The sequence below is a fragment of the Butyrivibrio sp. INlla16 genome (genome assembly GCF_900104155.1).
GTDB lineage: Bacteria > Bacillota > Clostridia > Lachnospirales > Lachnospiraceae > Butyrivibrio.
Map to the genome: position 1 here is coordinate 1 of NZ_FMYB01000077.1, position 11,301 is coordinate 11,301.

Genomic DNA, 11,301 nt, shown 5'->3' on the forward strand with positions numbered 1-11,301 from the left:
AAAAGTCAGGTTGATTTTATCAAAATTTTTGATGATAGTAAGAAAAATGAGGATGGAACAAGTAAACTTATAGGTGTTCTTAACATCAATAATATGATTCCTGTTATAGATAGCGTTATACAGAAAGTGGATTTAACAATACACAAGAATGATGCTGTCGAGATTAAAAATCATAAAGAACTTATGCAAAAGCAGCTAAAATGGTGCAGAGATCATGCTGATACGATCGAGAATAGGGCAAACAAAGTGTATGATCTGGTGACAAACAAGCCAGATAAAAATAGAAATTTGGTGAACCTTTGTGATTGTGTTCATATATTAGAGGCATGCAGGGCGACAGGACTGGTTCTTGCCGCTTTTTTAAATTTTTTAAAATTTTTCCAACACTTTTTCTATCCATTACGTCTTAACTAATAGAAGGACAAAAGACCTTTCGGCCGAAGGGTATTTCACATGAAGGAGGAACCGTCATGGATACCCAAAAAACTTTTATGGATGCATATGTTAGGGGCGGTGTTACAGAGAATGCATGCTCTGTGCCTGCGTGGGCAAAGAAAGAACGGCTCGAGTACTCGATGCCGCTTATAGAGATTTGGAGGATGGGAGAGAGTGCTGTAAGGAAAAGAAAACGATGGAACTTGAAACGATTTTTCAAAAATTCAATAATGACCTGCTTGCCTACATCTACAGAATGTGCGACAGTAGACAGTTTTCGGAAGACATTGTCCAGGAAACCTTTGTCAGGGCAACTGTAAATCAGAAACTGCTAGGGACGCTACATGAAAATCAGGTGAAATCATGGCTCTATAAAACAGCACGAAATGTATACATAGATGCGGTAAGATCCGGGACTTTTAGGGAGAGCCCTGATGATATTCCTGAATCTATGGAGGAGTCTGAGGACTATTCCAATATAGAGTGGACGCAACTGTTGGAAGAACTTCCGGGCAGGCAAGGCGTAATAATGTATATGAGATACGTGGAAGGCTATACTGCGGAGGATATTGGGAAGATACTTGAGATGCCATCAGGTACAGTCAGATATGAGATAAGTATGGCGAGAAAAACACTTAGATTTACGATGAAAAACTATTGGAAGAGGTGAAGAAAGAATGTCAAAAGAAAATCTGGTTATCAATGCAGAAGTATGTGATTCAAGACAGATAAATGAAGATGTTTACGAAGGATATAAGAGGATTATCATAAATTCTGAGGTGCTTATTGCCAGCCAAAGGAGCAGAGAAGTTTTAAACAGGCTTGGAGCTGTGATCAACAGCGAGGCAATTGTCGATGTGGCTGAGGATGAGATTGTTGAGAGCAGGATCAGTAATGGAAAAGAAGTTATTTCAAAGGATTCAAAGCCGCAGAATAAGGTGATTCTGCTTGCAAATGGAAAAGTCACGATTGAACCCGGAACAGAAGATGCAATGGAGCAGTATGTATACATGCTTATAAATGGCTCGCTGTACTGCCCAAGAAGTATGAAAGGATATACTGACAAAATGCTCATAAATGGGTCCACGGTTCTTTATCCCGAGGATGCAGTTATGCTGGACTCAAAATTTGTTATGGATAAGTTCTTTCCGCTCCGAGTTAAGGAAAATGAAAAGTATTTTATTGCAAAAAAGCTTATTATTGAAGACTCTGTAGATGCAGACAAGCTCCTTGAGAAGAATGTAAGATTTGAGACTCCGTGTGTGGTTATGCGGGAGAGCAAGGTAGAGAAGCTTGCGGGGGTATTTGATATTACGACAAAGATCATGGTAATCCCTGAGGATATGACTTTTATAAAAGGCGATGCAGAACTAAATGATGCCCTGTTTGATAAAAGTGGAAGCAGGTTGTATGTTGACGGAGATCTTACAGTATCAACAGAATTTACAAGGCTTGATAAGTTGGAAAAGCTCACTGTAACAGGGACCCTTATTGTAAGGGAGAGCATGTATCAGGATATGAAACATGTTGATATTGACGCGGATGTAGTGGAGTATTTATTTGAAGGAAAGAGCATAGTCAACAGTGCTAAGGCAATAGTTGACAGATCACTTCTTATGGCTAATGAAAAGGGCGTGAGAGTAGTAAACTGCGCTCTGCTTTCCATAGATAAGGATGTAGAACCACAGCTTATCTGTGACAGGCTTCAGATTAAGAACTGCGCAAAAGTCTCCTGCACAGAGGAACAGGAAAGTGCTGTTCATACTGTAGCTAAGAACGTTGCTATGGTGGGATCACTCAAACCTGGTGAGAATGGTGGAGAGTCCGGAGGCATTATGGGCATGATGGGCTCAGTATTTGATGTTGTAAAGCAGGTGGCAAATACAAGCATGATAAATGCTGAGAAGCATATTATGTAGTGAGTTAATGACTTTCTGGCAATTAAAAACATTTCCATTATATGACTTGTGACAGTATGAATAATCAACCTCAGGTTGTACCGACTTGAAAACTGCGTCATTGTGGGCAATACGACTATATTCTACAATTATTCTTGTAAGAACTGAAATGAAGCTTCGTTTCTTCAAAATCATATAAGGAGACGCGAAAATGAATATTGGAAACAAGATAAAGGCACTTCGTTTAAAATCCAGTACAACGCAGGAGGCTCTTGCAGACGCGCTAGGAGTGAGCAGTCAGTCTATATCAAAATGGGAGAACAATGTGTGTGCTCCGGATATATCACTGCTCCCGTCAATATCGGAATTCTTTGGTGTTACAATTGATGAGCTGTTTGATCTATCTGTAGATCAGAAACTGCACCGTATCGAAAACATGCTTGATTATGAAAATGAGCTCACGGATGAAGCGTTTAATAATACAAAGGAGTTCCTGCTGGATATAAAAGATGAGTATGATGAGAACCATCCGGACAGGATGGATGGCAGGATTTACACGTTCCTGGCTCATCTATATCATCACAGAATAGTTAGTGACAGCAGATATGCTAGCTTGTATTCAAGAAAAGCTATGAATTTTCATCCTGATGCAAAGGAGGATCAGTGGCTCCTGCAAAAGAGTGAAGGGGCAGTAGTCTGGGACTGGAACGCAAGACAGCATAACAGTACTATAGAGTTTTTCAAGGATTTAGTAGAAAAACATCCTGAAATAGGCAGGAATTATCTGTTCCTTATGGATAACCTGATCGCTGATCATCGCACTAAGGAGGCTGCTGTATATTTGGATTCTTATTCAAAATTGCCTGATCATAAGGATGTTTTAGTTCCGGTATATGAAGCATATATTGCTTTTGCTGAGTATCGTGCTGAGGATGCATGGAAAATAGTTTCTGATATTGAGGAAAAGTTCCATGACAGCTATGATGTGATGTTTGAAGTAGCAGGCATATATGCATCCAATGCAAGATATGAGGAGGCTTTGGAAAGATATCACAAAGCTGAGGAAATATATGTAACTAATCACAATGAGCATATTTGCATGGATCATCTTCAGGCACAGGCAAGGATTTATGAAATACTTGGAAAATATGAAGATGCCATCAGGTATGTTGAGCTTCAGATCAAGTATCTGGAAGAAGAATGGAACATCACTGAAGGCGCGGATGTTGACGCTCTTTGCGAGGAAAAGAGAAGACTGATAGACAAGATAAAATAACATTAAAAGATATAAAACCTTTCGGCCGAAGGGTATTTCATGGGGAAGTTAATGGAGGAAATCATCATGGATACCCAGACAATAATAGAAGCAAAATATGGAATAAGTAAAAGAGATTTGCATACTGTTCCAACATGGGCGAAAAATGAACAACTGGAACGCACTGTGTCGCTCACAGAAATGTGGCAAATGGGAGAAGCAGATGTAAAGAAGTGGGACAAGTACTCTCTGGGCAGCTTGAAAGCTATATTTAAAGGACTTTTCAGACAGCATATATTCCAGGCGAACAGAGTGAAAATTGGGAGTTTTCCTTTATGCCAGACTCGGGAAACGGAGCAGGCTTCTGATTAAGAAATAGGCGCATAGTGGTGGGTACCAGTGTTATGCTGGTACCTACTTTTTTATGAAAAATTTCAATTTTTTCTATATTTTGTGTCCCGAAATGGGCATCTCGCGCGTTATATATATAAGAATAATGAATTCGGAGGGTGAACTATGTATGAAAAAAAGCGAATAAAAATCTGTTTTGGGGTAGTTGTAACTGCAATTCTTGTGGCAGCAATATTTCTCAGCTTAAGGCCAAGACCAGAGCCTTTTACTGATACTATGCAGGAAGTTGAAAAACAGATCACTTTTGAAGATGTTAAAAGCTGTGGATGGGTAGATTGTTTTTAAGGTGCTTTCAAAGGAATTTTCAATGTTTGGTAAAGGAAAAAATGAGCTTATATCAGTTTTTCGCTAGTGATAAGCCTATGCCTGAATTTGACAATATGCATGCGGAACCTGTTATAAAGGGCGGAGAAATAGCTGCAATAAAATGCAGACCAGGATTTGATGAAGAAACAGCAATACGGATAATAATAGAAGATGACCTGACTTATGCATCGCAGTACACAGAGCTTCAATACATCAATTATATAGAATGGTGCTACAAAGATGACCAGGCGGAGGTAATTATAGATTATATCCGGAATTTGTTGAAAAACAGAAAATCTGTGTCATTGTATAATACCTGGTTAGATGATAAATCAGAATTGGGAATTAAGAAAATTCATATTAGCAAGCTGACTATTGAAATCATAAAAGACTTATGGGGGAAGAACTATTTTAATTATAATGAATGCTGCATAATCTATCATTAGTCAAAAACGAAGGTTATAATGGCGGAATAACTAAGAAAATTGGTAAAGGCTGGTATTACTACGAAGCATGGTTTTGACAATGTATTGCATATATTACATCCGATTACTGCGCTTATATGAATGAGTTCGGGTGGATGAGATAAGCAGTTCTGTTCTTATTACGATATAAAGTGCATGCTCACTTGACTTAGTGAACATGCACTTTGTGTATTAATCACCACCCAGATTCTTGAAGTTACCAATATATGACTTATCTATAGCAGGTACATAGAATAAGCCAAATGCTTTTGTTCCAACCGGAGCTTCACATTCTTCGCTATCCAGCTCCACATAGAAAATGTAGTAAGGTATGTAATATTATTCGCCAGTGTTGCGATATCCGAGAGAAACTCTTGCAATATCCTTGTCTGAAAGCTTTCCGCCCTTAAAATAATCGGAAGGGACGGATGAATAGTAATCCCCACTAAGAAGATTTTCTATAGCTTTGTCACTCGTAATTATAAGATAATCTCCTTTGTAAGTTGATGAACTATAAGCATTGTAGATCCATATGCAAGACAGGTTTCCTTCTTCATCAGGACTAAATGATGCATAGGACAGATCATGATTACAGATGTTTTTCCTAATATCCGATGATCCGTCGTACATATAATATGATCGCATGTCTTCACCTGAATAACTTTTCTCAACACAAGAGTAGGAGACTGGCTCTTTATAGCCTAATTTAGCAGCATATTCCTCTGCGAGATAGTCCAGAACGGCATTTGCTTCATCATCAGTAGTGTTGTTATCGGTGAAATGGTATTTTGGGGGCAGTTGCGCATTTTCATATAATATCCGGATGCTTCCATCACCATAAACTGTAATTGATGAATTATCGGGGCAGGATGCATTTACGGAGTATGGAAGATTCCCGATGTTATCGGTTGAATCAGCTGAATTTTCAATAACCATAATATCCGATAGCTTCTCTGTTTCTATATCTACAATATTAAGCTTTAGAACTTTAGCAGTGTTCTTGGCTGTTTTCAGCTATTACTTCTCTTTTTTTCATGGACTGATTATTTCACAGCCCCTTTTCATGTTATATACATTTATCCCAGTTTTACTTGGAACTGTGACATAAGGTTATGCAGCTGGTTAGACTGATCAGAAAGTTCACTGGATACAGCACTTGATTCCTGGGCAGTTGCTGAATTATTTTGAATTACCTCAGAAATCTGCTCGATACCCTGATTAATTTCTCTCATATTTTTTGCCTGATGCTGAGCCATGTCTCCGGAGGTTCTCATCATTTCAGCCAGCTCATTTACGGAATCACCTATCTCATGCAATGTAATCTGTGTTTCTGCAACAATCTCATTACCGCTGTCAATTTCTTCAAGAGCGGAACTAACAAGTGCGTGGGTGCGCTGTACAGCGTCATTCGACTGCTGAGCCAGTTGTCCTATCTCCTGAGCAACAACTGCAAAGCCCTTACCTGTATCTCCGGCTCTGGCAGCTTCTATGGAAGCATTGAGAGCAAGGAGCTTGGTCTGGGATGAAATAGCTTCAATACTGTTTGCAACTTCCTGGATTTCCTTGGAAGCAGTCGTGATTCTCTGCATTGCTTCCGTAACCTGATCCATTTTATCAGCACCGTCTTTTGCTACCTTCTGGGCCGCAATTGACATCTGAACGCCCTTTGCACAATCCGCAGCCATTTTTTCTGTCTGTTCGGTTACTGTATTTACTGAAGCTGTAAGCTCCTCGACAGCTGCAGCCTGATCAGTAGCACCTTCAGCCAATTCATTGGCGCCTTTGGACATGTTCTCGGCACCCTCTGAAACTCTTGCAGATGCAGCCTTAACATCATTCATGGTGTTAGAAAGCTTGTCTGTAATGGTATTCATGGACTCGCTGATTGGGCTGAAATTACCATGATAAAGATTCGGGGTAATTGTACCTATACTGAAATCACCTTCAGAAATCTCATTAAGCGAATTTGAAATGTCATTTACGATATTCATGGATGCACGTGTTGAGTTTTCAAGATCTCTGGCCAGTATATCAAATTCATCATTGGCATGGTAATCAATAGCTACGTTAAGATTGCCTCTTGCCATTTGTTCTGCAGCCTTCGCAACCTCGTCAACAGGCATGACAACGCATTTTGTCAGCGTGTTTTGGGCATTTTTCATGAATACGATCAGCAGAATTGTCATGATAATACTAATAACAACCATTATCGTCATTATAACAATTGTCAAATCATATGAGCTTGTTACCTCATTAGTTACATTGGAGGTCATCTGCCTTGTGTTTTCCACTGTTTTCAAAACTTCAGGCCGAAGCTCATCTCTCATGACCGCGTATATTTCATTTCCATTACTAAGGCTTCCGTCCTCAAGTTCTTCAGCCTGTGCGTACAGGGAGGCGAGTTTATTGGTTGTTGCTTCTATATTTTTTATATTTGCGTCGAGGGACTTAATGAGCTCTGTCTCGCCACGATATGATCTTAAATTAGCAAGATCTTCTTTCATGTTGTTTAGCATTGTTTCATGGAACTCTACTATTTGTTCCTGTCTTGTCTCAGATACACGAGTAGCAAGCGCCCACCAAGCAGATTTTCCGAGATTCTGGTTGTGAATACGAAGAAGTCCCTGATAAGTATTTTGATTGTAATAGTTGTTATAAAGTTTATGATATCCTGATATACCAACTACGATTGAAATGATAAGCAGGCAGAGAGATAAACCAAGATATATGTATATGCGTGTAAAAGTATGCGCAAATTTCTTGCCTACATTCATCTCAAGCAACCTGTTATCATCTAAATTAACTAAATTCTTGATACTCATTCTGTACCTCCTATCATATATCCCGAATAGCAATTCTTTATAGCTACATAACTATTATAGACTAATTATTTCAATAACTGATGGATTTTCTGAAATGTTTATTCAAATTTAATGATATAGGTGCCAAAAGTCACATTTATACGTGACCTTGACATATTTTTTGAACATTGCTACGAAAATAAGCGACCTCGTAGCAATGTGCATTTTTAGGGTGTTTCTATACTTTTGACACCCACATCAGTACATGATTTATTAAATTGTGTACTGCTATTTTTATGGCTATAATGTATTAGACAAGTCTGTCTAATAGCATAAAAACGGCATTTCTCGCTTTGTGTCGTGTTTATATTAGACAGCTTTCTGTATTCTGTGAGTGAAAGGAGGAGCTAATGGATTCACAGAAAATTGGAGCGTTCTTACGGGTACTTCGTAAGGAGAAAAACTTAACACAGGAGCAGCTTGCTGAAATATTAAATGTTTCTGGCAGGACTGTATCACGGTGGGAGACTGGAACAAACATGCCGGATCTTTCTATCATGATAGAGCTTGCAGATTATTATGATATCGATGTAAAGGAGCTTCTAAATGGAGAAAGGAAAAGCGAGATGGATAAAGAATTAAAGGAAACACTTAAAACTGTAGCAGAGTACACTGATGAACAGAAAAAGGCAGCCGTAAAAGCAAGTAATTATGGATTCGTTATCATCTTTATCATAAGTGCGATAGCCATATTGATTCAGATGATTGCCTTCATGGATATGAAACTGGTTATAGGAGAGACGGTTGCAGTGCTACTTGGCGGGATGGCTTACCTGATGCTGATAGTAAGAGCCGGGGCATGGAATTATCCTAAGAGCAACGGGGATACATTAAAAAAAGACCTTATCAGTAGCTTAGCATGCACGATAGTTTTTACCGTTGCATTTTTCTTTATGTTAAGTAAGGCTATTCCCGGGCAGGAACTGAAGTACTCTCTGTTATTCTTTATTGTAATATTTGCAGTTTCATTAGGAGTTCTGAGGCTGTTATCATCAATATCGTCAAAACATACCAAGTAATGCAGCTCCGACTAATAACGGAGGTGACCTATGACATTTGATGATGAAAAAGACTATATCATGAGGATTATCAAAGAAGTAGCAAGAGTCCTCTTCTCATTGATGCTTGGCAAAAAATATGTTGCGGTAGAAATGGAAAAAGATAATGGATATGAAGTTTCAGGGAAAAAGCTTGAAGATTTCCTAATGATGATTGACCAGGGAATGATAAACGAAGCTGAAAATCAGCTCCTGGATAATATCGATTATTCCGATAAAGAAAATGTTGCTGCTGCAGTCTTGTTCTATCAATATTTATCAGAGAAAAGTGAAAGCTTCCTGACAGAACATGACTTTTCAAAGGGAGAGGTCTTAGATGGAATGAATCGCCTGGTTCAGAAGGCTGGATATGGAGATCTGCTAAATATAGTTGAGGGATTACAAGTACTATAAGCATATCATTGGCAGGTTAAAGGGTGTGTGCCTTAAATAACAGGCACATGCCCTTTTATATATGAAGAATCAAGAATTTCTCATTGGTTAAAAATATTTCCAAATGATTAACTAAAACTTTCCCAAATCGTCGGACTATAGGTTAAGCCCCTAAATCCGCGGTTTGTTACTTCAATTGTCAGAAAATGAGTGCACCAAAGGCAAAAATCCTTGGTAAACCGCATCATTTTCCCTGATTTTTACTGCACTTTGACATCAGATTTTTGTAAAATGGGACAAAGAAAACTTGATTATATAGTCCGACTATGGTATAATAGGACTATATAAAAGGAGGTTTTCTTATGCCAGTTCCAGCAGATATCCGTGCAGTTCCCAGACCAGTGAATACTATTGTAGATGACAGCGGACGTGACGGCCCTAAAAGGTACGCCGTTAGAGAAAGAGCATCCACAAAATATGTTGCAGGCGGAAATCCTCAGCCGCGCAACGGAAAGGTTGTCGGACATATTATCAATCACGAGTATGTCCCTGTTGAGACAACTGTTTCATCGGCTCCGGTGGTTCCTGATATGCTGTCCTATGGCTCATCTGCTCTTGTACACTCGGTGACCCGGGACATTGAAAAAGATCTGCTGGCAGTTTACGACCCTTCCGATGTCTATGCGATTATGGCAATCGCTTCGCTCAGGGTCATTAAGCCTCAGGTTACTGACAGCAGGCTTTCGACACACTACAATCGTTGTTTTGTCTGTAAGGACTATCCTGGTGCAGCCATATCGAAAAACTCTGTCAATAAGCTGTTTAACATGATTGGTATGGACGGAGCACGGCGCAGTAAGTTTTATCGGCTGCGCATGAAAGCTACATCCGCTGACCATCACGTAGCAATTGATGGCACCTTAAAGCAGGACACAAGCATAGTCAATGACCTGTCGGCATACTCCTACAAAGCTAGAGTACGAGGATGCAGCGAGGTCTCCGTTCTCTATGCTTACGATATTGAACTGATGGAACCCATATGTGCCGAGATATTCCCTGGCAACAGTATAGATTCAAAGTCATATCCGGCATTTATACGCGATAATGATCTTAGAAGAGGAATCATTGTCGCAGATAAGGGCTTTCCTCCGAGCAAGATTAAAGAAGAGCTCTCAGAAAGACCTGATCTTCATTTCCTTACACCTATCAAGCGAAATGACAAACGCATTTCTGATAATGACATGCTCTCGTTTGATGGTGTACTTTCGGGCATAGATGCCCATGTTGTTTATAAAAAAGCCAGAATTAAAGGTGGTCGTTACCTTTATGCCTTCAAAGATGCGAAAAAGGCTGCAAAGGAAGAATCAACCTACATTGCAAACGCCAAGCGTAAGAATACTTTTTCTCCCGAGAAGTACGCTGAGAAAAGAAACACGTTCGGCGTAATGGTTCTCGAATCAGATCAGGATCTTGCCCCTGAAGTGGCATACAAGTGTTATCAGGACCGCTGGCTTCTGGAGATGGTCTTTAAACGTTACAAGAGCGATGAGTGCCTTGACCATACCGGTGAGCAGGGCGACTTTGCTGTAATAGGCAGCGAGTTTGTAAACTTTATCTCAACTGTTGCAACCTGCAGGATTATCCGCAAAGCCGAAAATGCTGGACTTCTGAAACAGATGTCCTATGGTGAACTCATGGATGATCTTTCATCAGCATGGCGTAGGGCGGATGCACCTGCAGAGCCATCATCCGCTGACGGGTTTTGGGTGCACACAATACAAACCGCAATGGAAGAGCTCGAAGCTCTTGGGCTTTCAAAGCCGGCTCCAAAGCCTGAGCCTAAGAAACGCGGGCGAAAGCCGAAGCCAAAGGATCAAGTTGAAATAAAACCCAAGCGGCCACGTGGTCGCCCAAGAAAGGAAGCTAACCCTTCTGTCGGAAATCTATAGTCCGGCAGATTGGGAAACTTTTACTATAATGAAAATTATTTGTGTATTTTTGATATTGTAACATATGTTTGGAGATGTTAGTATTTAGTTACATCGAAGAGATGTATTGGTTTCCTTACCAAGCGAAATGGGAACTTTATCAGATGGGAGCCCCACCATATAAAATAATCGGGAGCTTTATCAGATGGGAGCCCTACCATATAAAACAAATGGGAACTTTATTAAGACGGGAGCCCTACCGGCGAAAAGGAATTTTACGAGCTGCGTCATGCGACGTAGCTCGTTATTTGTT

General features: G+C 39.9%; 12 protein-coding genes. 10 read left to right on the forward strand and 2 right to left on the reverse strand.

Features of this window, described 5'->3' with window-relative positions; translation table 11 throughout:
* From BLR42_RS20580 to BLR42_RS20610, 7 genes are all read left to right on the forward strand, one after another.
* On the forward strand, nt 1-414 hold a 414-nt coding region (locus BLR42_RS20580; RefSeq protein ID WP_170832910.1), incomplete at its 5' end, for a type III toxin-antitoxin system ToxN/AbiQ family toxin.
* 217 nt (nt 415-631) lie between these two features.
* Complete coding sequence (locus tag BLR42_RS20585) at nt 632-1,105, forward strand: RNA polymerase sigma factor (RefSeq protein WP_207648590.1); 474 nt, start codon at nt 632-634, stop codon at nt 1,103-1,105.
* Between the two features lie 7 nt (nt 1,106-1,112).
* Entirely contained in the window at nt 1,113-2,354 is a 1,242-nt protein-coding gene (locus BLR42_RS20590) for a hypothetical protein (protein ID WP_091873260.1), read from the forward strand.
* 190 nt (nt 2,355-2,544) lie between these two features.
* Complete coding sequence (locus BLR42_RS20595; protein ID WP_091873262.1) at nt 2,545-3,609, forward strand: helix-turn-helix domain-containing protein; 1,065 nt, start codon at nt 2,545-2,547, stop codon at nt 3,607-3,609.
* A gap of 39 nt (nt 3,610-3,648) precedes the next feature.
* A complete protein-coding gene (locus tag BLR42_RS20600) occupies nt 3,649-3,960 on the forward strand; it encodes a hypothetical protein (protein WP_139165229.1) in 312 nt (103 codons plus the stop codon).
* 144 nt (nt 3,961-4,104) lie between these two features.
* Nucleotides 4,105-4,284, forward strand: a complete 180-nt coding sequence (locus BLR42_RS20605; RefSeq protein ID WP_091873267.1) for a hypothetical protein — start codon at nt 4,105-4,107, stop codon at nt 4,282-4,284.
* 26 nt (nt 4,285-4,310) lie between these two features.
* Nucleotides 4,311-4,751 carry a hypothetical protein gene (locus BLR42_RS20610; protein ID WP_091873271.1) on the forward strand — a complete coding sequence of 147 codons (441 nt, stop codon included), beginning with the start codon at nt 4,311-4,313 and terminating at the stop codon, nt 4,749-4,751.
* Between the two features lie 357 nt (nt 4,752-5,108).
* Here the strand turns inward: BLR42_RS20610 and BLR42_RS20615 are convergent, their stop codons facing one another.
* Nucleotides 5,109-5,705 carry a hypothetical protein gene (locus BLR42_RS20615; RefSeq protein WP_091873273.1) on the reverse strand — a complete coding sequence of 199 codons (597 nt, stop codon included), beginning with the start codon at nt 5,703-5,705 and terminating at the stop codon, nt 5,109-5,111.
* A gap of 140 nt (nt 5,706-5,845) precedes the next feature.
* On the reverse strand, nt 5,846-7,591 hold the full coding sequence (locus BLR42_RS20620) for a methyl-accepting chemotaxis protein (RefSeq protein WP_091873275.1): 1,746 nt from the start codon (nt 7,589-7,591) through the stop codon (nt 5,846-5,848).
* 389 nt (nt 7,592-7,980) lie between these two features.
* Between BLR42_RS20620 and BLR42_RS20625 the strand changes: the two genes are divergently transcribed.
* The 3 genes from BLR42_RS20625 to BLR42_RS20635 all read left to right on the forward strand — a co-directional run bounded on the left by BLR42_RS20625 (nt 7,981) and on the right by BLR42_RS20635 (nt 11,009).
* Nucleotides 7,981-8,649 carry a helix-turn-helix domain-containing protein gene (locus tag BLR42_RS20625; protein WP_091873277.1) on the forward strand — a complete coding sequence of 223 codons (669 nt, stop codon included), beginning with the start codon at nt 7,981-7,983 and terminating at the stop codon, nt 8,647-8,649.
* Between the two features lie 30 nt (nt 8,650-8,679).
* Entirely contained in the window at nt 8,680-9,081 is a 402-nt protein-coding gene (locus BLR42_RS20630) for a DUF6483 family protein (protein WP_091873279.1), read from the forward strand.
* A gap of 341 nt (nt 9,082-9,422) precedes the next feature.
* Nucleotides 9,423-11,009, forward strand: coding sequence for a transposase (locus BLR42_RS20635; protein ID WP_091872814.1), 1,587 nt, complete (start codon nt 9,423-9,425; stop codon nt 11,007-11,009).
* Nucleotides 11,010-11,301 lie beyond the last annotated feature (292 nt).

Bases quoted from the DNA above. Each gene is read 5' to 3' on its own strand.
- BLR42_RS20600 (WP_139165229.1), top strand. From the start codon at position 3,649: ATGGGGAAGTTAATGGAGGAAATCATCATGGATACCCAGACAATAATA.
- BLR42_RS20625 (WP_091873277.1), top strand. From the start codon at position 7,981: ATGGATTCACAGAAAATTGGAGCGTTCTTACGGGTACTTCGTAAGGAG.
- BLR42_RS20605 (WP_091873267.1), top strand. From the start codon at position 4,105: ATGTATGAAAAAAAGCGAATAAAAATCTGTTTTGGGGTAGTTGTAACT.
- BLR42_RS20630 (WP_091873279.1), top strand. From the start codon at position 8,680: ATGACATTTGATGATGAAAAAGACTATATCATGAGGATTATCAAAGAA.
- BLR42_RS20635 (WP_091872814.1), top strand. From the start codon at position 9,423: ATGCCAGTTCCAGCAGATATCCGTGCAGTTCCCAGACCAGTGAATACT.
- BLR42_RS20585 (WP_207648590.1), top strand. From the start codon at position 632: ATGGAACTTGAAACGATTTTTCAAAAATTCAATAATGACCTGCTTGCC.
- BLR42_RS20590 (WP_091873260.1), top strand. From the start codon at position 1,113: ATGTCAAAAGAAAATCTGGTTATCAATGCAGAAGTATGTGATTCAAGA.
- BLR42_RS20615 (WP_091873273.1), bottom strand. From the start codon at position 5,705: ATGGTTATTGAAAATTCAGCTGATTCAACCGATAACATCGGGAATCTT.
- BLR42_RS20595 (WP_091873262.1), top strand. From the start codon at position 2,545: ATGAATATTGGAAACAAGATAAAGGCACTTCGTTTAAAATCCAGTACA.
- BLR42_RS20620 (WP_091873275.1), bottom strand. From the start codon at position 7,591: ATGAGTATCAAGAATTTAGTTAATTTAGATGATAACAGGTTGCTTGAG.